Source organism: Ruegeria sp. HKCCA4633 (genome assembly GCF_013034605.1).
GTDB lineage: Bacteria > Pseudomonadota > Alphaproteobacteria > Rhodobacterales > Rhodobacteraceae > Ruegeria.
Window position 1 is genome coordinate 1,211,666 of record NZ_WQGJ01000001.1, and the last position, 23,928, is coordinate 1,235,593.

Below are 23,928 nucleotides of genomic sequence, written 5' to 3' on the forward strand. Positions count from 1 at the left end.
TCATCCACGGTTAAAACGACGCAACAGGGGTGCCAAATTGGCTTTCATCAGGCACCACGCCCAGCCCCGGCCCGGTTGGCAACGCAATATGCCCGCCTTTGATCTGGATACCATTTTCGGGATCATAGTTGCCTTCGATATAAGGTGCGGCAAGCCAGACGCCTTCCAGCAGATCGGGCCGAACCGTTGCACCGACATGAGTACAGGCAGCGGCGATGATGTCCCCACCCCAGCTGTCATCGCAGGTGTGCGGAAGGTTTCGGGCTTCGCAAATGTCGCGGAAAGCGCGCATGGGGTTCAACCCGCCGATCCGAGTGACTTTCATCCCGAACCCATCGACCAGACCGGTCCCTGCTGCTGAGATCACAGTGTTCAGACTGGTGCTGTTTTCGTCCATGTAAATGCCGTGCGTGACCTGAGGTCGGATCTTCTGCAAATCCTCAATGGTGTTGCAGGGCTGTTCCATGATGAACGGAATTTCAGGGCATTCGCGGCTGACGCGCAAAGCGTCGCGCGTGGTCCAGCCCCGATTGCCGTCCACGGCCAGACGCGTACCCGACCCTTTGACAACCTCCCAGACCTTGCGGATGGTTTCGATGTCGATCTCGACCGGGCGGCCCCCGACCTTGATCTGCAATCGCGGGTAGCCTTCGGCCATTTTCTCGGCTGCCAGTCGGGCAATATCGTCAGGCGCACCAACGCCAGTGGCATAGTAGGATGGGACTTTGTCAGTTGTTGCACCACCCAGCAGGTCGCTGACAGGCACGCCCAAGTGTTTACCCAGCACATCGTGAACCGCAATATCGACAGCCGCTTTGGCATATGTGTGCCCGTTCAGCAGCCCATCCATCCGGCGATGCAGTGTCAGCGGCAGTGCTTCGGTGCCGATCAAGCCCGGGGCCATTTCGATCAAAGCTGCACGGGCGCCTTTTGCGTGCGCCTCAGCATATGTCGGGCCAACTGGGCAGGTCTCGCCCCAGCCGATCAATCCGTTATCGGCAACGACTTTGACCAGAGTGGTATCAAGCGACCAGACCTGTGCATTGGCCATGGTGTAGGGTCCGTTTTTGACCGGCAGGTCGTGGCTGTAGATATGGAGTTCGGCGATCTTCATGCTGCTCTGCTTGTCCTGAACGAAAAAAGGGCCCACCCGGATTGCGGGCGGGCCAGTACGGGGAGATTGTATCAGTAGGTCTGGTTCAACTCATCCGCCGCCGGGATTTCCCTTTCGCGGCGCGCGATATAGTCCAGAAGCGCTTCGTTTTTGGCTTCGTCCAGTTTTGGCTCTTGGTACTCGGCCAGTAGTTTTCGCGCGTGCTTCAAGGCGCGTTCTGTGATTTCCACTTCGCCCTCAGCCACCCATTGTTCGATCGAGTTGTTGTCAAAGAGTTCAGGCATAAAGAACGCCGTCTGGAAATTGTCCTGCGTGTGCGGGTGGCCAAGGTAGTGACCACCAGGGCCTACATCCGGAACCGCGGCAAGCGCCTGATCGAAATCGTGCCACTTCGGGCCTTCCGCCATGCGGTAAGCCATCGCGCATTGTTCGGCATCCACCACGAACTTGGCAACTGAACAGTGCATGCCCGCCTCATTCCAGCCTGCCGAATGCCAGATATAGTTGGCTCCGGCATGGATCACCGCGCTGAGCGTTGTGGCGGATTCGTATCCCGCTTGCGCGTCAAACGTTTTGGCGCCGCCCAGCGTGTTCGAAGTGCGCCATGGCACGTCGTAATACCGCGCCATCTGGCCGATCATGAAATTCATCAGGCTGATTTCAGGCGTGCCCGCCATGGGCGCACCGGATTTCATCGACACGGTCGACAGGTAGTGCCCCCAGATCGCAGGTGCGCCCTTGCGGATCACCTGTGTGTAGGCCAGCGCCGACAACGCCTCGGCTGTCAGCTGCGCTACGGTCGCGGGGACCGAAGCGGGTGTGTTCGCGCCACCCAAAACGAAGGGCGAGCACAAAACTGGCTGGTTGCGTCGGCTAAAGGCGCGCATCGCGCCCAGCATGGTTTCATCCCACACCAAAGGGCTGTTGCCGTTGCAGTTGCCGGTGGTGACAGGATGGTCGTCGATAAAGCCTTCGCCGAACAGGATATCGCACATATCCATCACATCCTCGGCGTTCTTAGGCGATGTCGTCATGCCCATGAAAGTCTTGTCCGAGTATTTCATCGAAGAATATGTGATGCGCAGGTGCCGCTGGCTGATCGGGTGATCATAAGGCTCGACAATATGGTGGGCCGAGCTGTGTAGTGCAGGCATCATGTGCGACAGCTTGTGGAACATCGCCAGATCATCCAGCGTCGGATTCCGCCGCACGTCATCCAGATCGCGCAGGAAAGGCGCGCCGGTCATTGGCACAAAGATCGAATGTTTGCCGCCCAGTGCAAGGTTCTTTTGCGGGTCACGCGCATGATAGGTGAACTGCGATGGAATGGTCGAGATCAGCTCGCGTACCATGTTGCGGTCCAGATAGACCAACTCTCCGACAACCTTGGCTCCGGCTGTCTTCCAGTCTTCCAGCGCGATGGGGTCGCGGAATTGAACACCGACATTTTCCAGAATATCCATTGCCGCGTTGTCGATACGTTCGACCTGGCTTTCGTCCATGACTTCGCAAACGGGAATGCCTCGGGTCAAACCCGGCAGCATGGCAAAGTTTGGAGCAGTACGTTGGGCGCGACGGGCAGAGCGTCCACCGGACCGCGCGGCAGTGCGAGTAGTCAAAGGGCAATCCTCCAATTTTCAATCATACTGGCGGATTCGCGGAGCGATCACCTCTCTGATTGCGATATGTGCTTGCAGGAAGCGACACGGGCCACATCGCGGGATTTTCGCGCTTGCACTGCGCAAATGAACCCTTGGTTACCTTTCGTTAAGTAACCTGCTTCACTGTCAATCAGGTGCATACATCTGCAACACGTACCCGTATGGTTGTTTCAGGAGGGGCGCAGAAATGCACCACAAAACAGAGATGCTCATCATTGGCGCCGGGTTTTCAGGGCTGACCATGGCGCTTGAGGCGCGCAAACGTGGGCTCTCCGATCTTGCGATTCTGGAAAAGGCAGATGATATCGGCGGTACGTGGCGCGAAAACACATATCCCGGCGTGGCCTGCGATGTGCCTTCACATCTATATTCTATGGCGACCCACCCTAATCCCCATTGGAGCCGCGCTTATGCCGGAGGCGCTGAAATTCAGGCTTACCTGAAGGGCGTCGCGCAGCACGAGGGATTGTATGACCTCTGCCATTTCGGCCAGGAACTGAAAGCGGCCAAGTGGGACGGCGCGCGCTGGCAAGTGGAAACCATGGACGGGCAAAGTTGGTCGGCGCGGTTTCTGGTCTCGGCCATTGGGGCGTTGCATCACCCCAGCATTCCCGATCTTCCCGGCGCGGACGGTTTTCCTGGGCCATGCTTCCATTCGGCTCAATGGGATCACGACGTTGATCTGACCGGCAAACGAGTGGCCGTTGTGGGCACCGGGGCGTCGGCGGTTCAGTTCGTGCCAGAGATTGCCAAACTTGCCCGCCACGTGACTATCTTTCAGCGCAGTGCGCCTTATGTCATGCCGCGCCCGGACGGCCCAATTGCGCCCTGGGTGCGCAAGCTATATGCCCACCTTCCCTTACTGCCGCGTATCCGGCGCAAACTGATTTTCATGTTTTTCGAGTTCCGACACCGGGTGTTCAGGGGCGAGGAACGGGCGATGAACTTTGCCCTTAAGATGTGGCGTAAATCGCTGGAGGGGGCGATAATCGACCCCGAAGAACGGCGCATTCTGACACCCGACTATCAGATTGGTTGCAAACGTATCCTTAGCTCGAACGACTGGTACCCAACCCTGGCCCGCGACAATGTCAGTGTCGTGCCACAGGGCGTTGCCCGTATCGATAGGGATACGCTCATCACGTCAGACGGCACCAAAGTCCAAGCTGATGCCCTGATCTGGGGCACCGGATTTCATGTGACCAATGTTGTCGAGCGATTGGACATCACAGGTTCCGGTGGCCTGACACTGCGAACGGCCTGGGCTGACGGCATGAATGCAAATCTGGGCACAGCGATTGCGGGCTTTCCAAATTTCTTTATTCTTCTGGGCCCGCATACCGGTCTTGGCCACAACTCGGTCGTGCTGATGATCGAGGCGCAGGTTGGACATATCGGTCGCGTCCTAAGCGAGATGCAGCGCAAAGGGATTGCCGCGATCACACCTGATGCAAAGAAACAAGCGGGTTTCACCCAAGAGATGCAGGACCGTCACGCCGACAGTGTCTGGCAGACGGGGGGGTGTACATCCTGGTACATTGACGAAGACGGCAGGAACACGACGTTATGGCCCGGGACTGTTGGTGAATATCAAGCGCGTATGGCACAGTCGGGATTGGAACAATACACTACCGTCGGACAGGAGACAGCTAGATGACACTTATTCTAAGCCTGATTGCAGCCTGTATCGTCTTTCTTCTGGCCATGGCCGTTTGGACCCGGCGGTTGACCCGTCAGGGGCTGAGCACCGTACCACAAATGGGCCAGATCGTGCCCGTGCAGGGCGGCAGTATCCATTATGTTGAAAAGGGTGATCCTGACGCGCAAACGCTGGTCCTTATACATGGTCTGGCGGGGCAATTACAGCATTTTACCTACGCCTTGGCCGATCAACTGGCCGAAGAATACCATGTCATTGCGCTGGATCGGCCAGGCTGCGGATATTCTACCCGTGACACGGCAGAACTGGGGCAATTGCCGCAACAAGCCGCAATGATTGCCGAGTTTCTGGAGATAAAAGGCGTCGATCAAGCGGTTCTGGTCGGGCATTCACTGGGCGGCGCAGTGTCACTGGCGCTGGCACTGGACCACCCCGAACGCGTATCAGGTCTTGCATTGCTGGCGCCTCTGACGCACAGGCTGCCTGAAACGCCGGTGATCTTTAAGCCGCTCGATATCCGATCCGGATGGCTGCGCAGCCTGATTGCAAATACGATTGCGGTGCCTATGGCCGCGAAAACTGCACCCTACAGCCTGGGCGTAGCGTTTGGCCCTGAAACCGCACCAGATGACTTTCTGGATCGTGCGGGCGGCGCGCTTGGGTTGCGCCCCTCGGCGTTTGTTACGGCCTCGCAAGACGTTGCCGGGCTGGACGCAAGTTGCGACGCGCAGGTGTCCAGATACCCCGAGCTATCCGTGCCGGGCGGTATCTTGTATGGCCGCCAGGACGCGCTCTTGTCCCCTGCCCTTCACGGCCCTCCGATGATCAAATTTGGTCTAAGCTATGAAGAGCTGGACGGGTTGGGACACATGATCCTGATCACCGAGCCGGAAATCTGTGCCGCGTTTATTCGCCGGATGGTGGCGGAAACCAAATCACCGCAGACACCCCTGAAGGAACCAACCGCCGCGCCTGTGAAAGAAATCCCTGGTTAGGTTGATTTCCCTCTTGACCCTCCCCGGCCCCTCGCTTACATCGCCTCTCACTCAAGGCGGAGTAGCTCAGTTGGTTAGAGCAGCGGAATCATAATCCGCGTGTCGGGGGTTCAAGTCCCTCCTCCGCTACCATTACCCTCATGTTAAACCATTGGTATTGCTGAAAAATCACTCCAAGCACACGAGAGCGGTATACATTTCGATATACTCTCTACGGTTTTGGATCACTTTGAACCGAGCAACTACCTGACAAATCTACTAAATTGTTGGGTATGGAACACATCAGTCTTAACGCCACAGTGAATAAACGGACCACGCATTTTAGGTCAAAACCCCCGGTAGAAAGTTTGAAATTGGCGATCACGCACACGAAGTCGGCAAAAACCCACAATAAATCCGTTCACTTCGGCAATAAATGCAGGTAAATCGACGAAAACTCGAGCTTTGACACTATGCTAAAGAAGATTGCCTTGGTATGCGCAGCCGCCATCACCCTGACCGCCTGTGACACTTCGACGATGGGGACTGGCACAAACTTGCAAGATGCAGGTTGGTTGTTGGTTGCGAAGAACGATGAAAGAAGCGAGTTTTACATTCGCAAAGCGGAAGGCGTTCCAGGAACCGTATATTGGGAAACGATCAGAACGAGCGACAGTGAGTTTGTCTTCCAGAGAGAGTATGACTGCAAGAACAAACGCTATCGCGATCTGATCGCCCCTGTTGAACGCAAAAAGGGATTGCGACTGAAACACCGGAACAAAGAATGGGCACCGATGTCATTCCTTATTCCCGACAGCGCTCCCGCATACATCGCCGACATGATCTGTAGCGGCCGGATCGTTCCCTACGCCACATGATCTATCTCAAAAAGCTGCTTTTGATTTAAGTTCGAATAGGTGGGCCATAGTTCGGCGGATATGGGATCAAGCCAACAGTTTGGGCGACGCCCCTTGTATAAGGTTGTGTATTTAAACCAATAAACACCCCGTTTTCCCGCCCGTGTGGGGGTGGAACACTAAATTTCCGGTTGGGTTGGTGCTTGGGGCGGCGCAAACACCCCTGTACGGGGAGAATATTTACCAGCCTCGCAAGTCTAGTGTACGCGATGTATCGCTTGCGGTGTCTCCGAAAGCGAGGTGAGCCACAAAGCCAATACATTAAGACTTGGCAGCGGGCTCAACCCTTAGATCCAACCTTGTAACCCCTCGTTAACAAACAACCACACAAACAAGTCGGCGGGACCAACATTGGATTTTTTGTCACGGAGGTAAAACGATAGCTTTGAGACGCCAATTTCTTGTTCGTTTCTGTCAACTACCCACACGCAGGACATTTGGCAAAATGGCGAAAGACTTTGGCCAAAAACAACTTCGTCTCGGAACCTTGGCACCCCAAATTCAAGCCAGGCAAGCTAAAGCAGTTCCTCGCTGCCAAGGCAGATAGTTATACCTAGTAAGGAGGCTTTGAGGTGAGAGAGGATTTTTACCCAATAAAACAACCGATTGCACACGCCGTTTATAAGATCGTAGATGACGCGGTAAGAGCTGGCGAAGACCCCTTTGACGTCCACTGCAACATTGCTGAAGCAGCAATGGCGCTTCTGAGATTGTATGCAATTCGCCAAATGGCGAACGACGCAAGATCAGATGGACTGGAAGTGAAAGTACCGGAGTTGCTGGACGCCTCTGATCGATTGGCGGCTTTGGTTTCTTCAAATTCCGTAGTCAAAGCAATTTCAACGATGAAGTCAGATATTGATGCCGCTGACCCCGTTTATTGACAATGGAAAAAATTCACGCGTGTAAAATCAGCTGCGAAACAAATCCAAGCCTCAGGACAGCAGAAAGGGTGTCGACGCTGGTTCCCAAACCTAAAAGCAACAACAAATGGCATCACGGAAATTGGACACATGAAACCCTATGATTTCACTCTCAATGAACTCTTGAGCAAACGGGGCTTTGCACTGTCGCGCACCAGGTATGTCCGGCACGATTATAGGGCCTTAGCTGCTTGGCGTCGTGGTTCTGCCAATTTCGATCATTTTGTCAGTTATCAGAGAGATGATAGCTTATCCCCTTATAATGGTGCGGAAATAGCCGTTCAATTTGTTCCTCAAGGATCGACTGGCGCACTTTTCGTAGGCGCCCACTATGTCGTCGATAGCTGGACAGCAAGCGATAACCCAGAAAGAAATCCATCCCTTAGGACGCCTTGCGAGGAAGACTATGGCCAGGATTTGGACCATCGGCGGTATGACTTGGCGCGCATTGATGCCATCGAGGACTTGGTCGGGCGTCTTATTATTGATTGGGGCGCAGCCACCAGAAGCTGGTCCCAATGGGCCGAACGAAGACCAAAACCCATAGTCGAGCTGCGAGCGACTGCTGAAGATGAAGCGTTCCCTGGTTTCGGAGAGTTCACCTCGACTGTCCAGGAGCTACTAACGCTTCCATCTAGTTGGCAAAACGCTTTGGCGTCAGTGAACGGGGTATACCTCCTCGTCTGTCCCGAAACTGGAGAACAGTATGTGGGTTCCGCATATGGTGATGGTGGCTTCATGGGAAGGTGGACATCATACGCCGCCAACGGCCATGGCGGAAACAAGCTGTTATCTAGAAGAAATCGCACAAACTATTCGATCTCTATCCTAGAAATTGCTTCTCCAGACATGTCTGCTTCTGAAATCATTAACCGCGAAAGCGCTTGGAAAACCAAACTTGGCAGCCGTGCTCACGGACTGAATGCGAACTAGAACAAAAGAGTGTGCAGCAAATGTCTGATATTATCCCAAATTTCGATTTTACCCATGGAAAGTCCTCTGAGCAGCGGCGTGATCCTGACGTTTTCTTGGATGCGACAAGATATGCCAAAGTTCGACCTGAAAAGGGCGGTCGTAAAGTAGTGGCCCTCTTTGAAGCGCAAAACCCGAATGGTTTGTTGTCACGTTTGAGAGCGCGAAGTGAAGAGATACCCACGAACGATCGGTTAGATCACGCCGGCGAGTTCCTAGAGAAATTTGGCGGCTCAAACTGCATAAGCAGCTGGCCGTCTGTCACAGAACTTAACGACGCATTATCAACGCTGGAACACGCGCTGGGTGAAGTATCCGTCGCTATCAGTGATGAATACTGGTCCGATGACGAGCTAGGTGCTTGCCTACAGGCTTACCTTGAGATGTTGAGATGCGAACAAAACGGCGTCAAGTATAGTAAATCAGAGTTTAACCGAAGCCTGAGAAACGGGGCGCTCAAAGATCGTTCCAAAGGTTCTGTCGAGTTTCGAATGCAAAACCTATCTGCTTTTTTTTCCGATAAGGGCATGCCCACAATCGACGGCTACAAACCCCGAGGCAACGTGGGCGCAGTGGTATCAGATCGACTGGTTGCCTTGTTGACAAATAATGACAAGTCACTTCACGAGGCTGCAGAACCAAAGACTGACCGAACAATCGATGTGCACAAGCACTACCGACCAGGCCCCGCCCCTCATTCGGGTGAGTATACTACAGTTGCAACAAAGGCAGACGTATATTTTGTCTATGTGCTAGAGTTATCCAACAAAAGTGTCCTAAAGGTGGGGTTTTCGTCGGACCCTCTAAAACGCTTAGATGACTATAATCACAAAATCTTGCCGGAAATCTCGGGACTAAGCTGGAAACTGGCCTTCAAGCATCCATTGCCGACAGCTGAAGCTGCGCTCGAAGTCGAACAAACCGTTCTGAATAGGTTCAATGGACGTAGGCTAAAAAGTAACGGTGAAGTGCTCGAAGGCGTCAGTGCAATAGATATCCAACTTGAAATCATTGCTGCAGTGAGTTCGATGGCTGAATGAACAAATTGGTTCGCTTTAGCTGTAAACCAACCTTGACCAACCGACAGGGATTCTCGGTCCGTTGCGTATTGACACCCAGCCACCTTCGTCTCTGTCAAATCCGGCTCATGGCCTCCACACAGGCTCTGACCCTTTTAAATCGTAGGGTCTGAAACGCTAATTGTTCACCCTATTGTCTATGCGTTGGTTTCGTGCAGCCACAAAAGCCATAACTCCTGTTCGGTAAGTGCGGTACTCCTCCACACTACTGGGCAGTGGTGAAGATCGAAATCCATCAAACGGCAGGTAAAATCGGATGTCTTGATGATTGTTTGTAACCAAGTCCTGCAAATGAAAGTAGTTCACGTAACCTTCAAAGCTTTCAAACAAATTAAAGAATGAAGCGTAGCGTTGAAGAGTTGTCGCAAGTGGGCTGTCTTCTCGTCGATAGTGCCGACGTATACATTCTAGGGTTAAGTCGAAACGGTCTCCGATCTTAGCATTGCAACCTCTTGCACCGTTTATTGTCATTGCTCCGTCAATCTTGTTTGACGGAAAGACGATGTAAGAACCGATTGTGCTACCGGTGGCGAACAGCCCATCAACCTCACCTGGGGATAACTGTTCGATGATGTAACCCATTTTAAGAGTGTTCTTATAGGAGTGGGTAATCGCATCACTGGATAGTCGGAAAGTACCTAGTTCAGATTGGTGATAGAGGTGTGGCTTGGGTCCACTATCACTAAGTGTGAACATTGCCCCATTCGGCAATGGCCGGCTCCAAAGCAACTTATGGTATTTGCGTAGCGTCGCGCTTTTAGCGTCCGGGTCACCACCATCGGGTGTGTCCGAGTACATGTTGAATGTAGTGTCTACGTCTAGCATCGATTTCTCACCAGGCAACTTGTTTGATCCAAGCAAAATTGGGAGCATTTCTAAAGTGAATTTTCTGCCGGACAGCGGCTCGTTAGGAGACGCATTTAGTTATCAGCCTTTTATTGGGGATAGCGGATTGGTTTCATTGTGCAAAAATGCGATGAACAACAAAAAACGAAGCTTAAGAGATGCTGTCTCGTTGGTTTAGGTTGGATGTCTATAGACAAGCCAGCTTGAGGACCAGCGCATTGTCCATCCGCATAAGTAGGCTCAGACCTCAAATGAAACATTCCCCCGAACAGCGGACTTTCGAGGAAATCGGGGCAACGGCCGAATTGCGGACAAAGCCGACATTACGAAAATCATTCAAATGCCTCTCAGTGGTCCAAAGTGGATCACCAAACCACAGTCTAGAAATCTCCGCTTAAAGTGTTTGTTTAAGCCAAGTAGCAAGTAAGCTTCGCAACTATTGAACTTCTAAATGTCCGGGCGGATGTAGTTCAAGATTGAGTTCATCCGAATGATGACCTTACGAATAACATGTGTGGCGGACGCGCTTTCTGTGTAAATCGCCGCGATTCCGGCGGCACCAGGCGGGATCTCATCTAGGATGTTTGGATCGTCGAGAACTATCCTTACAATGAACGGTTCGCTCGCGATCTGACCTGCCTGATACACCGTACCGGTCACCTGCGCTTGCCCTTGCGAGGCAATGTCGAGCACGGTTTCGACGGTACCTGTTATCAACACACCTGGCATTGTTTTGAAAGCCACTTCGACAGGCTGACCCACTTCGATGTGGCGGAGATAAATCTGATGGACTTCGGCGATCACAACTTTTTCGGCTGTGTCGACAAACACTCCCGCTGGAGCAAAGGGAAACGTAACCACGCGCTGACCTTCAGTAATCGCGAGATTGGTCAGGTATCCCTCTGATGGCGCACGGATAATCGTCTGTTCAAGATTCCATTCAGCCTGGTTAAGGGACGCTCTGGCCTCAGCCAGTTTCGCGACTTCACCGTCATCTGTGAGGGCACTGATTTCCACCTCGGCACGTGACACGGCAGATCGAGCTTGATCTACAGCGCCTTCCGCAGCTTCCAGGCTGGCTTCTGTTGATTCGAGTCGGCTTTGAGAGATCGTACCGCTGACGGCCAACCTGCTGTCATCTTCAAAACGTAGTTTTGCGAGGTCCCGTTGCGCAAGAGCCTGACGTAATTGGGCTTGTGCTGAGGCAAGCGCATCTTGGTCCTGACGAACCTGTGCCTCAACCCGCGCCAGGGTGGCTTCCGCCTGTCGAGCGGCTATCTCGAAGGGCTCCGGATCGAGGCGAAAAAGTACTTCACCTTCTTCCAGCGGAACGTTTGGTTTCGCTGCAACTTCGATCACCTGTCCCGCAACATTCGGAACAATCTGGGTGGCGCGTGTTAGGACCTTTATCGGTCCTGAAGGAGCGCCCCACTGCATTGGAATGAAAAGAAAGATCAACAGCACGACCATCCACACAATCGTTGAAAGCCATGTGGCCTTGGTGTTGGGTAGAACCTTCATCTTTACGAGAACGAACAAAACCGCGACATAAGCTAGGGTTAGAAAGACAATCATGCGGTCTCTCCTGAATCCGCACGTCTGCCCCCGCTCGATTCAATCTGTTTTGACAATGGCGACCTTGTGAAAGCCCATATCAAAGCGAGCGGCCAGAAAACCCCAAAAGTCAGAGCTCCGACCCAACCTGCGACATTGATCGCGTCCCGTTGTGGATGACTGCGCTCTGTGGCGATTTTGCCTGGCAACATGGCCAGGTAAATGAACCCGACCAGAAATGTGAGGATCAACACAATCAGCACGATCCACGCAAAAATATCCAATCCACTCATTTCGATTTTCTCCAGCAGCCCCAACCTCTTGTGTCGACCACCGGACCTTCAGCAAAGTATGGCGGACAGTTCGAGCGGTTACAGATTTTATGCGGATCAGTGTGGCCGATCCGCACGATCGACGGTCAATTAGCCTATGGCTAGGCTTGCGTACTCAATGCGGCGCGCAGCTCTTTTTCATCACTGACCGATAAGGATGTTTCGATCACTTCGCCCTTGAGGCCCTCGAGTTCGTTGAGCAGCTTTGTCGGACGGCTGGTCCAGCCGATCATTGCAAGCGCAGAGGTATCTGGCTTCAGTTTGGAACCGAGCATAGCCGCCAGACGGTCTTCGTCATCGGCCTGATCGAGGGCTCCGGCCAGTGTTCCCATCCCGGTTCCAGCAGCCGCCCCAAGTAGCAGGCCAGCCGCCGGATTGCCTGCCAGCGCACCAATCATTACGCCTGTCAGGCTACCCATCGCACCTCCGCCGAGCATACCAGTCGCGGTGAGCGTGTCAGAGTTCTTGATCCGGATGTCGCCAGCTTCATTCCGCGTAATCACTATGAACTCATTAATGTCGGCCTCCCATTCCTTCGACATTTTCGCGACGCGAAGTAGCGCCTCGTCCGCGGCATGACGGCCTTCAAAAAGTATGATGACAAGGTTGGACATTGGTTCTCTCCCTTTGAAATTTTGAAGCCAGTGAACGCGACGTCTTTGATAAACTTACCGTTTGCGTTGTGATCGGGAGTAAATCGAACGCCCCAATCGTATCCAAGCCGGGTTCATTTCACGGAGACATCGACGGTCTCGACACGGTGAATACTCGGCAACCGATAGGATCCATCATTGAACTCAGCATGCGCCCCTTAGGCTCGGACTTAAAGAAAACAGCTGCGACTTTGAGTGACGGCATGGTTGATTGACTAACATCAGAGTTGACCTTGCATGTTAAAAGAGCAGCAGGGGCGCAGGACGCCGCCCCCGCCTGACGGCGATCAGTCGCCGCTTACCAGCTCGAACTCACCGGGCCGCCAGGACTTGTCGAAGAACGCCTTCTCGGGGAAGTAGAGGCGCAAGAAGGTGAACCAGCCCTTTTTCGGATCGGTCTCGATCCAGTTGCCCCGCTCCACACCTTCCGGCTGTTCCGGCGCGAACCAAATGGTTGTCGAACCGTCCTCGTTTTCCACGGCTGCCGGGCTCGGGTAGGTCTGACTGCCCGCACGCGGATAGCGCTGCGATGTCTGCAGCATCCCGCGTGATTGGTTGTCGTAGACCGTCATCGACCAGAAGCGCGCCGCGGGAATGTCCGGCGGTAGATCCAGCTTGTAGGTCTTGGCGCCGTCGAACGGGTTACCATCGGAATCGACATTGGCAATCAGGTACTGCGAGCCGATGTTTTCGAGCCGCATGATCATCGCCGGTGTCACGCCAGTAGCGGTGTAGAACCACGACGTCCGCGAATGATACTTGCGCGCGCCTTTGTCCTCCAACGGCTTGATCTCTCCGTCTTCGACCACACCCGGCGGGTTCATGAAGTCATAGCCACCTGCCCAAAGACTTGCCCACCAGGCCGAGTCCTCATCGTAGTATCGGAAATGGTCCCTGGGATGTGCGCCCATGCCAAGGGTACGGGCCCCGGCGTTGCCGACCGCGACTGCCTCATCAAGGATCCGTCTCATCCGCTCATCCGGATTGAACTCTTCACCCTTCACGATGCCAATTGCAGCTGCTTGCCCTGCAAGCTCGACATCAAACGAAGAGGCAGGTTCCATCTGGATCACTTCGTGAAGCCACTCGTAATGGGTGAAATCGTTCGGTGGGATGGTGTTGAACGACACGCCAGTGCCGTTGACGAACCGAGGAGAAGGATGTTCCGTGGTTACACCGGCGATTGGCGCTTCGCCCAACAGAAATGACCCGATGCTCGTGCCCGTTCCACCCGGAACATAGGGGTAGATCTTGGTGTATTCTTTGACCGTGTCCATCGGTGGCTTTGGGTCATTGTCCTCAAGGAACGCACGCCCCAGCATGAAGACCCGGTTCGTGCGGGAATGGGCCACATAGTAGCCGCCTTCGGGCAGTACGCCGTCATATCCCGGGGGCACCAGCAAATACCGGCCGCCTTCACCGCGGTCAGGGCCGGGGAAGCCGAAATCGATGACCCAACGGAACCACATGTCATCGAAGATGCCCAGCACATTAGGCGGGGTCTCGACAACCATGGGGCCATCGTTCAGGTCGATGAATGACAGGAAATAGGGTGTGTCGGCATTCGCCGTGAGAAAGAGCGAATGCGCGTCCATCAGTTCTTCGAACAGCAGCACTTCGTTGTGCTGCACGCCGATGTCGAGAAAGCCTTTGTAGAAGCCGTGCATCGATACGACCTGGATCGTGTTCATGAAGGTCTCAATCCCGTGAAGGTAGTCGAGCTCATCCTGCACCTTCTGGGCTGTGTCTCCCGTCGGATAGCCGTCTTTGAACGTCAGAGTTCCGAGACGCGTCGATTCTACCTCGTCAGGCGTTGTGAGAAATTCTGGAATGGGTTCGTATTCGACCTCAGCGTAAGCCGGGCTCAATCCCGATACCGACAATGCCAGAATTATCGCGATGGATATGGTGGTTCTTCTTGTCATGAAGAGTGTTCTCCAGATTCGATTTGAGGGATAGCTGTTGATGTCTTCGTTGCGCAGACAGGGGCTGATGCCCCTGTCCACACCTGAACACCTCGGTTACCGCAACTTGACCTCGACCTTCTCCAGCGTGCCGGGGAAGTCGAAGGGCACGTGGTAGCTTTCGCTCACGGGTTCGCCCGCGTCGGAGCCGATGTCAAATGTCTCATCGAGCGAGATTCGGAAGCCCATGGTGCGCTCGACCCGACCCTCGCCAACGAGTTCATCGTTAACGAAAAGCTTGCCCATGCCGCCCTTGCCGACGCCGCCGCCATCATACTCGAACTCGTAGCGGATCGTGTGCTTGCCAGCCGACAGAGGGTCGCCCTCAATGTTGTAACGTTCAAGATTGGCAACATTGTAGGTGTAGACCGGCTTGCCATCGAGCACGTAGAGCGCCCAGCCGCCGAACCGGCCGCCCTGGGTGACGAGCATCCCGTCATTGTCCCCGTCAGCGATCTCGATATGCGCCGTGATGGTGTGCGACTTGTTTTTGAAGTCGGGCGCGGTGCCTTCGGGAATGCGTGTCATGTTGTCGTAGTAGGTGAACTCTGTACGACCCGCCGTCAGGCTGGGGCGCAGCGAGACATCCATGCGCTCCACCTTGCTGCTGACAATCGGCAGCACGTCATATTTTGCTGCCTCGCCGTAGAACAGAAGCTGCAACTCTGCCAGTTTCTCGGGGTTCTCCGCGGCAAGGTTGTTGGCCTGGGTGAAGTCCTCGGCAACGTTATAGAGTTCCCAATCCCACTCGGTGATTACATCGGTCGGCTTTACCACGCTGACCCAGGGGGCTTCCGGCGGTGTGGTGGTCGCCATCCAGCCGTCACTGTAGATCGCGCGGTTGCCCAGCATTTCGAAATACTGGGTCCGGCGGGTTGAGGGTGCCTCCGCGTTATCGAAGGCATACATCATGCTGGTGCCCTCGATCTCGGACTGGGCCACCCCGTTGATCGAGGTCGGTGCTGGCAGGCCAGCCGCTTCGAGGATTGTCGGCATGATATCGATAACGTGGTGGAACTGATCACGGACCTCCCCCCGCGCTTCAATGCCAGCGGGCCAGCGGATGATCATGCCGTTGCGGGTCCCGCCAAAATGGCTGGCCACCTGCTTTGTCCATTGGAACGGCGTGTTCATCGCGTGCGCCCAGGCCGAGGGAAAGTGGCCGAACGTATTCGGTCCGCCCAGCTCATCGATGCGCGCATACGTGTCCTCGAAGGGCACGGGGATGTTGTTGAAGAACGTCATCTCGTTTAGCAATCCATCCGGGCTGCCCTCAGCCGACGCGCCGTTGTCACCCATCAGGTAGATAATCAACGTGTTGTCGAGTTCGCCGGTTTCCTCGACCGCGTCGATGATGCGGTTGATCTGGTAGTCCATGTGCGACAGCGCCCCGGCATAGACCTCCATCATGCGGGCATAGAGCTCTTTCTGCTGATCATTCAGCGAATCCCAGGCACGAAGCTGTTCCGGACGCGGCGTAAGCACAGCATCCTGTGGAATGATGCCGCGCTCTTTCTGACGCGCGAAGGACTCTTCGCGTACGGCGTCCCAGCCCTGATCAAACTGGCCTTTGAACCTGTCGATCCACTCTTGCGGGGCGTGGTGCGGCGCGTGACTTGTGCCCGGCGCGTAGTAGACGAAGAAGGGCTTTTCCGGTGCGAGCGCGTGCTGTTCCCGGATGTAGTTGATGGCCCGGTCGGCCATGTCCTCATCCAGGTGGTAATCATCGGTGTTCGGCGGCTCAATCGGCTTGGTGCCGTCAAAGATCGCGGGCGTGAACTGGCTTGTGTCGCCACCGATGAAGCCAAAGAACTGCTCGAAACCAAGCCCCGTCGGCCACAGGTCGAACGGCCCGGCCTGGCTCGACTGCCAGTCCGGCACGTTGTGGTTCTTGCCATACCAAGCGGTGTTGTACCCGTTGCCTTTCAGGATCTCGGCAATGGTGCCGTTCTCTTTTGGCATCAGCGAGTTGTAGCCCGGGAAACCAGTGCCCAGCTCCATAATGACGCCGGTTGAGTTGGAATGGTGATTGCGCCCGGAAATCAGCGCCGATCGGGTCGGAGAGCAAAGTGCCGTCGTGTGCATCCGGGTGAACAGGAGGCCATCCTCGGCAAGCCGATCATAGGCTTCGGTTGGCACGGGACCACCAAAGGCAGTCGGCGCGCCAAAGCCCACATCGTCCGGCATGATCAAGAGAACATTGGGCGCACCCTCGGGTGCGGACACCTGCCGCGGAAAATCGAGACTCGAGTCCGAGGTGCGGAGCGCGATATGGCCACCAAACTCAGTCATTGGGACCGGCAAGACCGAGCGATCCCAGTCATCTTGGGCCACAGCTGGCGCGGCAGTCAGGGCGAGCGTTCCTGCCAAGAGCGCCATGGGCAACCTGGTCAGTTCAAAAAGTTTCACGGCTGTCTCCTCCTTTTGATTTGAACTGCGCGACGCACCTCGTTTTGTCAGACTGCTTCCATGTCGCGCGGCATGAAGCGCGAGCCAGAATGAAACCGCTACCTTTTGGCAGCGCTCTTCGTAGGACATGTCCGGGAGGCGCCGCGTCGAGTTCTTTTTGCTGCAGCGCTGTAGGCACAAATCGCTTAATCTAAGAATCAACACTAGCGCCCAAGGAACCAACTATTGTCTTCAAACACACGGGAAGATCGATCGTTTTGCCGTCCCGACGACTCGAGACAGGTCCGTGCGGGCCTGTTGCTGGGTTTGTTTAAGTGCCTGTCTGATCCCATGTTTGGTCTGGGGAAAGGTCTCTCCGCAGAGGTAGCGGGGCTCGATGTTCCGAATCAGGCGGAGCGTTGGATGCCCGACGGCACCTACCTAGAGGGCCTCGCCCGCATCGACCACCTCGATGATCTTGGCGGGATCATGCTGAGGGCAGGTATGGACCAAGAGTTCGCGGATATGGGGCTTTTCGGCAAAGCCGTCATTCATTCTGAGACTATCTGGGCCGCCCTCTGCATTCTGCGCGACACGGTTCCCTATATCGTTCCCGGGGTCAGTGTTGGCCTCCGAGTGCGAAGGGATCGTTGTCGGTTCACGTACGTTCACCCCTTCGGCGTGGGCCCGGAAGCCTCGCTCGATGTGCAATACACAATCGGACTGATCTGCAACCTTCTCGCCCAGCGCACGGGCACACGCAGCGCGCATATCCGGGTGAGCTATCCCGGAGCGCGCGCTCACCACACAACATTTCTCAGTGGCGTGAGCCAGGTTTCGGAGGGTGATATCGGAACAGTTGAGTTCGATGATCACCTCTTGCGGACGCCGCTCAAACACTCCAGGCCCGACCTGTCCGATCTCCTTCTTTTGGCCATGGCAGAGGCGCCCGAAGTGCCCAATGCGTCCTGTGAGATGTCCGACCTCGTAACTCATTTGCAATACGCGTCATTGCGCACCAACCAGCGCCCTCTTGCGCAAACCGAAGTCGCTAACCTTCTCGACAAACCGCTCAGAACCCTCCAGGATGCCCTAAAAAAAGAGGGCAGCCGTTTTGATCGCCTCCGCGATGGCCCGCGCCATGCCATCGCGCGAGAGGCTTTACGGCAAGGCCGCGAAATTGACGAGGTCGCTCAAAGCATTGGTTTTTCGCACCGGCAGAACTTTTCTACGGCCTTCTCAAAGTGGGAGGGGTGCTCTCCATCAGAGTTCCGGTCGCGCGGAGGCACCTGACCCTCTTCTCTGGCTAGCAAAAGGCATTGAGCAGTGGAGTTTATAGCCACGAGACAACCGACCAGAAGCATTCAACGTGTACGCGAAAGGCTTACTTTGAGACACCATTACTGCTAGATAGCAGTGGAGCGATTTCCGTTTCGCGCTTAGTTCTGCCTGTTGCCGCGTCGAGTTCGAAGGTCCGCTTTGGGCTCTGAGCAGTCGGTCAGCCAGGATTGCCCCAACGACAGCTTCCGAAATCCGAACGGCGGCTTTACTGCCCCGCCACGCCCAACAAAAGTTCGTCTGACAAGACCAGACGGAGGGCCCAAAAGTTGTTACGAATGGGAAACTCACATAGCTTTGGCCCGAGGGTAACTCAGTCAGGCTTTCCCCTGTCTATGGAATGGGCGATGAAATGCTCGGCACGGTTTTGATTATTGCACTCATCGCGTCAGAGGTCATTGCGATTGTTTTCGCGTGGCGCGCTATCCAGACGGCGCGTACTCCTCAAGGCGCGATCGGTTGGGCAATCTTTCTTGTAACAGCACCTTACCTTGGTGTGCCGCTTTATCTGTTTCTTGGACACCACAAATATCGTGGCTATGAAATAAGTCGTGCCTCAAGCGAACAGGTTCTTGAAGGTGTGGCGACTTATCGCGAACAACATAGGCCTAAGTCCAAACCCAAGAACGACACAACACTTTTTGAAAAGATCGCAGAACTACCCGGAGTAGACGGAAATGGTTTTCAGCTTCTCATAGATGGTGAGGAGACGTTCTCAGCGATTTTCAAGGCGATTGATACTGCAAAATCATACGTGCTTGTCCAATCCTATATCGTCAACGATGATGGCGTTGGCCGAGCCCTTTGCGATCACATGATCAATGCCGCTGAACGAGGGGTGTCGGTCCGCTTCATGGTCGATGCTGTAGGAAGCAAAAAGCTTCCTCCCACCTATTTTCAGCGCTTAAAGTCAGCAGGGGTAGAGTTCGTCGATCCGAAGTCGACAAGGGGGCCGAAGTACCGTTTTCAGCTCAATTTTCGCAATCACCGCAAAACAGTAGTTGTCGACGGTCATGTGGGCTTCACGGGTGGTTTGAATTTCGGAGACGAGTACAAAGGACTCGATCCACGTTTTGGTAATTGGCGCGACACACATGTTCAGATGACTGGCCCAGTAGTTTCCCAGCTTCAGTTGATTTTCGTGGAAGACTGGCACTGGGCAACAGACGAAATACTGATCGATGACCTGAATTGGAATGCCGATCGAGATAAAGCTGACATGACATCACTTTTGGTCGCTACTGGTCCGGGTGACGAACTGGAAACAGGGGCCATGTTCTTCATATCCTGCATCGCTGAAGCTAAGAAACGAGTGTGGATTGCATCTCCTTATTTTGTGCCAGATATCGATATTCTGACCGCGCTTAAACTAGCGGCGCTACGCGGCCTAGATGTGCGTATATTGGTCCCGGAGGTCATAGACCATACCGTTCCTTGGTTGGCTGCCTTCGCATACTTTGACGAGATCCGCGACGTAGGAGTCAAAGTGATGCGCTATGATGCGGGTTTCATGCATCAAAAGGTCGTACTTGTTGACGATACGCTTGCAGTTGTCGGAACCATGAACATGGATAACCGGTCGTTTCGATTGAACTTTGAAGCCATGGCGGTTTACTTTGATGATAGTGCTGCATCACAACTAGAAGCGATGTTTGAAGCTGATTTCGAACGTTCCTTCGAACTTTCGAAAAGGCTGTCGCAGCAACCAAAACGTATCAGAATTGGTGCTCCCTTGTCCCGACTAGTTTCGCCTTTGTTGTGATTGGTAGTTTGCACCTTCTTGTAGAGAGACTTCGCCGTCGTTGAAAAAAGCGGGCCAAGCAGAGTCGATTCCACAGCGCCAAACGGATAGGAGGCAATACGCCGCACATTTTCTTCCAGATGCTTTGCCTCACCCAGCCATTCCGACTATGCCGCCTTGATATCGTCCATTGCGAGATCGCGAAATTCAATGACAGGTTCCGGTTCTCGTTCAGCGCTCATTCGAGGCGCGACAAGCACCGGGACGACAGCAAGATCCAGGCTCAAACAGCAAGGATTCCGCCGCCCAGCGCTTTCCCGTAGTTATCGCCCAGACAGAAGAACAGGCAACGTTCCCAAAAAATAGGCCAATCACTGCAACAAGCATAGCAAAACCACTAAGCCAGATTGATAGCGTGCCACCGCAAGACGACGGCGCGCGATCTGATCGCCTGTCCCTTGCGGTTAAGAAATGAACAATCGTCGAGATGGCAATTTTGCAAGGACACTACGCGATTGAGACTATCTCGCTCAGAACACCTCAATTAAAATGACGTAGCCACGCCATACGTTTGAGTTTTTCAAAACTTTTCGCGTTTAGTGATCCTCGCTTGTTTCCGCAGACTAAACTGCTTTCTTCATACGTTCGTAGGCGGCCTTCATCTTCAGACCCAGCTCGCGGGCCGCTTCTCCGACTTCATCTTCGGACTTTTCGAACTGAGACTTACTCAAGAACGAGTCCCAGTCACGCATAAGGCTTTCCCATTCATCCTCTGCTTCTTTCGCACCAAGATGAAGTTGCAAACGAAGCTCGTCACGTGTTTGCTTGAGATCATCCATCCATTTCGCAATATCAGCCATGTCAATCTCTCCTATCGCTGCGGGCCAGAACTTATTTAATGATGTAAGTATTAGTTTAAATTCAAAGTTCTGTATACTCTCGCAGCGCTACAGTTTTGCTAATTTGGGATTGGAATTGAGATCCGAACCAAAAGCCAAACGCTTGACTGCGATACCCTCCAAACACTTTGCATGCACGGTTCAACCACTGTTTGCTGATCCATTACTCGCCGTCATCGCTGCAGCCACGTTCAATCGATTACAGGGGCAAATAATGGTGGCTTAAAAAATTTGACAACCTGGCCGCCGTTTTGACACTGGTAGAGAACTTCATCGATATAGTCGCGCCCCTGTTAAGCGTAGACTATTTATCTCTACTGTCGAAGTCTGCGCGAAGTTGCTCAATTTCCTCTTCAAACTCTTGGCGTTTTTTGGATTGGCCTATATGCGACAACACCGATTGATTATTCTTTTTTGAAGCAACACTCTGCTCTTCCAGTAATTGACCATCCGCTGACAGAACTATTGCGATCCACCGTGTTGCGGGGATTTCTGCACAAAAAACCATAACGATTACCGTCATCGGTATCGCTAAAAACGCGCCGATCCCGCCCCAGACAGTGGCCCAGAAAGTAAGAGCGACCATTACCATGAACGTGCTGAGGTTCAGAGAGCGACCTTGCATTTTCGGCTGTATGACATTGGCGATGAACTGATCCGCAAGGCCATAGCCAATCAACACGATTAAAAACGGCCTCATAGTATCGAATTGGATCAGAGCAACGAGAGAGGGCAGCGCAATTGCGATGAACGCCCCAATGTTTGGAATGAAGCCGGCTACAAACACGGTCAGTGCAAGTAGTGGCGCAAAGTCCAAGCCAACCCACGAAAAAATGGCGAATGCAACAACGCCGCTCATGGCACTTGTTACTGCATTCACCCACATATACTGCTTCACGCCATTGGAAATTCTCGAAAGCACTTTCTTGGCGCGATGTGCCTCTTCCTCCCCAGAAGCCAAAAGTGGCAATTTAGTAGCCCAAGCTAGTCGTTCAGCAGTCAAGAAGATCAAATAGAGCGTTATAAGGCCAAGCATTGAAAGTGCTCCGCCCACTCCGCTCATTGCTGCAGTAAACCAACGCCCTACATCGGCTTGCTCCATGGCTTGTTGGATTGCGATCACGATCTTGGGTCCGAGAAAACCTTCCAGTTGTTCCGACAAAATTGAGAAGCGCTCCCGGTATCTTGGCAACGCGTCTTGAACATCATCCGCTGATGAAGCGGCAACAAGACCCAGAAGAACGACCGCTCCGACTATCAAAACCGTGCTCAGAAGTTGAGCTAACCAGCCGGGTGGCGACCAGCCAATCAAACTGGTGTGCTGAATCTTATCAACAAGCGCAGAGGTGAGAATATAAAGAAGACCCGTTACCGCAAGAGGAATGAGAAACCCGCGCCCGAACCACAGAGCGCAAATCACGAGAGCGATAGTGACCATCGTGAGGAACCAAATCGGCACTTTTGTATTGTCTTCGCGAGTTGGGTCCAAACAATTGAGTCCTATTGGTAAACTTGTCTCAAATTGAACACGTTATGCATACAAAATACAACATCGCTTAATCGGCTGGGGCACTTCGCGCAGTTTGGGGGCCACTGTCCGACCAGTCTGGCAACTCCGACGTCCAGACGCCAACAAATTCGGACGCGGATGAAATGACTGAAATAAGCACCCGTGCATTTTTGGAGGATGAGGTAGCGAAAGAACTAAATGAACCAAAGAGCGCAGAGACGAAGGTGTTCTGCAAAATGAAAATGGCTCGTTAGCCACCAGTTCGTTTGGCTTCAGCTTTTTCCTGCGTGCTCTGCCATATGTATCGTTTGGGTGGGGTAGGCTAGCGCGGTGCCTGCCCTTGCGACAGTCTCTAAAACTTCTAGGGCAAGGCGTTCACTTGTTTCCAGATAGTCTGAATAAGTACCAGACTTCGTCCAGGCATAGAACTGAATGTCGATGGAACTGTTGCTGATACCCGATACGTTAACGTACTTGGGAGCATCATCATCGAGTGAGAAGGCCCCACTGTTCTTCAAGAACTCACTCAAATCACGTCTAACTTTTTCAATTTGGTCACGGGACGACGAAAGAACAAGTGGAATTGAAATCAGGATACGCCTGTGCTGCATTCTTGAGTAATTTTTAACAACAGAATTTGACAGATCAGCATTCGGAACATGGCGGGGCACTTGGTCGAAGCCAACCACGAGTGTGGAACGCAGATCGATCTTTTTAACCGTCCCCAGAAACTTGCCATCAACTTCTATGGCGTCTCCGGTGACAAATCGAGCCTCGCTTTGGTTGGTCATTCCCGCGATCAAATTCCGTACTAAGTCCTGTGCAGCGATCGCAAGCCCTGCGCCCAAAACACCGACGCCAGTAAGAGCTCCACTAATGTCGACGTTCCAGACCTTCAATATCGCAGTAAGTCCAAAGATAAAAATGGCGAAGCGAGTAACTCTAGTGGTCCAGTCGGCCTCAAGGGTTACATCCTGAAACTCACCTGTTTTTAAGATTGAAACAAAGTTACCCGCTAGTTCATACCAAGTTGCAAACACAGCCACTATGGCAGCGGTCGCTAGAACGCTCCTAAAGAGGCCACCTGTAAACTCGGGAAGTTCCAGAGCTTCAGAGACAAGGAAAATCGATAGGGCTACAAGAAGTACTTGAGTAGCCGAAACGAGGCGTTCACGCGTCGCTTCACCAATCTCGGAAGATAAGTTTGACAGCAATGCATTGAGCGCTGAAACCACCACCATGGCCAGTGCACGACGAAAAACCAAAACCGCCGCACAAAACACGATCGCGGCAAGGGCCGCGGGATGATCTACTGAGCTCCACCACCGTGACAGAGCATCACCGTAAGTGGAAAGTGGCTCTCGAAAACTGTTTTCTTCCATAAATTCGATTTGTAACTCCAG

At 53.7% G+C, this 23,928-nt stretch carries 19 protein-coding genes and 1 tRNA gene; 9 read left to right on the forward strand and 11 right to left on the reverse strand.

The features are described from left to right. Positions 1-10 precede the first annotated feature (10 nt). Complete coding sequence (locus GOV85_RS05895; RefSeq protein ID WP_171175911.1) at positions 11-1,114, reverse strand: mandelate racemase/muconate lactonizing enzyme family protein; 1,104 nt, start codon at positions 1,112-1,114, stop codon at positions 11-13. A 71-nt stretch (positions 1,115-1,185) separates the two neighbouring features. Then, positions 1,186-2,733, reverse strand: a complete 1,548-nt coding sequence (locus GOV85_RS05900; protein WP_171175913.1) for a trimethylamine methyltransferase family protein — start codon at positions 2,731-2,733, stop codon at positions 1,186-1,188. 229 nt (positions 2,734-2,962) lie between these two features. Here GOV85_RS05900 and GOV85_RS05905 point away from each other — a divergent pair, with 229 nt between their 5' ends. From GOV85_RS05905 to GOV85_RS05935, 7 genes are all read left to right on the forward strand, one after another. Then, on the forward strand, positions 2,963-4,432 hold the full coding sequence (locus tag GOV85_RS05905; protein WP_171175915.1) for an NAD(P)/FAD-dependent oxidoreductase: 1,470 nt from the start codon (positions 2,963-2,965) through the stop codon (positions 4,430-4,432). Beyond that, positions 4,429-5,430 carry an alpha/beta fold hydrolase gene (locus GOV85_RS05910; protein ID WP_171175917.1) on the forward strand — a complete coding sequence of 334 codons (1,002 nt, stop codon included), beginning with the start codon at positions 4,429-4,431 and terminating at the stop codon, positions 5,428-5,430. Before GOV85_RS05905 ends, GOV85_RS05910 begins: the two co-directional genes overlap by 4 nt. 55 nt (positions 5,431-5,485) lie before the next feature. Further along, positions 5,486-5,562, forward strand: a tRNA-Met gene (locus GOV85_RS05915). 320 nt (positions 5,563-5,882) lie between these two features. Continuing rightward, positions 5,883-6,287, forward strand: coding sequence for a hypothetical protein (locus GOV85_RS05920; protein WP_171175920.1), 405 nt, complete (start codon positions 5,883-5,885; stop codon positions 6,285-6,287). A 611-nt stretch (positions 6,288-6,898) separates the two neighbouring features. Continuing rightward, the gene (locus GOV85_RS05925) at positions 6,899-7,210 is read left to right on the forward strand and encodes a hypothetical protein (RefSeq protein WP_171175922.1); all 312 of its coding nucleotides are present in this window, start codon (positions 6,899-6,901) and stop codon (positions 7,208-7,210) included. A gap of 129 nt (positions 7,211-7,339) precedes the next feature. Next, positions 7,340-8,182: a GIY-YIG nuclease family protein gene (locus GOV85_RS05930; protein ID WP_171175924.1), complete on the forward strand. Its 843-nt coding sequence runs from the start codon at positions 7,340-7,342 to the stop codon at positions 8,180-8,182. 20 nt (positions 8,183-8,202) lie between these two features. Next, the gene (locus GOV85_RS05935; protein WP_171175926.1) at positions 8,203-9,261 is read left to right on the forward strand and encodes a GIY-YIG nuclease family protein; all 1,059 of its coding nucleotides are present in this window, start codon (positions 8,203-8,205) and stop codon (positions 9,259-9,261) included. Between the two features lie 156 nt (positions 9,262-9,417). Here the strand turns inward: GOV85_RS05935 and GOV85_RS05940 are convergent, their stop codons facing one another. The 6 genes from GOV85_RS05940 to GOV85_RS05965 form a co-directional block, all read right to left on the reverse strand. Next, positions 9,418-10,125, reverse strand: a complete 708-nt coding sequence (locus GOV85_RS05940) for a hypothetical protein (protein WP_171175928.1) — start codon at positions 10,123-10,125, stop codon at positions 9,418-9,420. A gap of 468 nt (positions 10,126-10,593) precedes the next feature. After that, positions 10,594-11,721 carry an HlyD family secretion protein gene (locus GOV85_RS05945; RefSeq protein ID WP_170422152.1) on the reverse strand — a complete coding sequence of 376 codons (1,128 nt, stop codon included), beginning with the start codon at positions 11,719-11,721 and terminating at the stop codon, positions 10,594-10,596. Further along, positions 11,718-12,017, reverse strand: a complete 300-nt coding sequence (locus tag GOV85_RS05950; RefSeq protein ID WP_209509495.1) for a DUF3302 domain-containing protein — start codon at positions 12,015-12,017, stop codon at positions 11,718-11,720. Before GOV85_RS05950 ends, GOV85_RS05945 begins: the two co-directional genes overlap by 4 nt. Positions 12,018-12,133: 116 nt before the next feature. Beyond that, on the reverse strand, positions 12,134-12,646 hold the full coding sequence (locus tag GOV85_RS05955) for a DUF1269 domain-containing protein (protein ID WP_170422155.1): 513 nt from the start codon (positions 12,644-12,646) through the stop codon (positions 12,134-12,136). 326 nt (positions 12,647-12,972) lie between these two features. After that, positions 12,973-14,610, reverse strand: a complete 1,638-nt coding sequence (locus GOV85_RS05960; RefSeq protein WP_170612385.1) for a DUF1254 domain-containing protein — start codon at positions 14,608-14,610, stop codon at positions 12,973-12,975. A gap of 96 nt (positions 14,611-14,706) precedes the next feature. Continuing rightward, complete coding sequence (locus GOV85_RS05965; protein ID WP_348540085.1) at positions 14,707-17,058, reverse strand: arylsulfatase; 2,352 nt, start codon at positions 17,056-17,058, stop codon at positions 14,707-14,709. A 402-nt stretch (positions 17,059-17,460) separates the two neighbouring features. On the opposite strand from GOV85_RS05965, the gene GOV85_RS05970 reads away from it, so the two are divergent. Both GOV85_RS05970 and cls read left to right on the forward strand, forming a co-directional pair. Beyond that, complete coding sequence (locus GOV85_RS05970; protein WP_170422160.1) at positions 17,461-18,330, forward strand: AraC family transcriptional regulator; 870 nt, start codon at positions 17,461-17,463, stop codon at positions 18,328-18,330. A 385-nt stretch (positions 18,331-18,715) separates the two neighbouring features. Next, positions 18,716-20,137 (forward strand): cardiolipin synthase, encoded by a 1,422-nt coding sequence (cls, locus tag GOV85_RS05975; RefSeq protein ID WP_245223189.1) that lies wholly within the window; start codon positions 18,716-18,718, stop codon positions 20,135-20,137. 602 nt (positions 20,138-20,739) lie between these two features. Here the strand turns inward: cls and GOV85_RS05980 are convergent. The 3 genes from GOV85_RS05980 to GOV85_RS05990 all read right to left on the reverse strand — a co-directional run bounded on the left by GOV85_RS05980 (position 20,740) and on the right by GOV85_RS05990 (position 23,907). Continuing rightward, positions 20,740-20,976 (reverse strand): hypothetical protein, encoded by a 237-nt coding sequence (locus GOV85_RS05980; protein WP_170422163.1) that lies wholly within the window; start codon positions 20,974-20,976, stop codon positions 20,740-20,742. Between the two features lie 343 nt (positions 20,977-21,319). Next, complete coding sequence (locus tag GOV85_RS05985; protein ID WP_170422165.1) at positions 21,320-22,504, reverse strand: AI-2E family transporter; 1,185 nt, start codon at positions 22,502-22,504, stop codon at positions 21,320-21,322. Between the two features lie 293 nt (positions 22,505-22,797). Next, positions 22,798-23,907, reverse strand: a complete 1,110-nt coding sequence (locus GOV85_RS05990; RefSeq protein ID WP_170422168.1) for a mechanosensitive ion channel family protein — start codon at positions 23,905-23,907, stop codon at positions 22,798-22,800. Positions 23,908-23,928 lie beyond the last annotated feature (21 nt).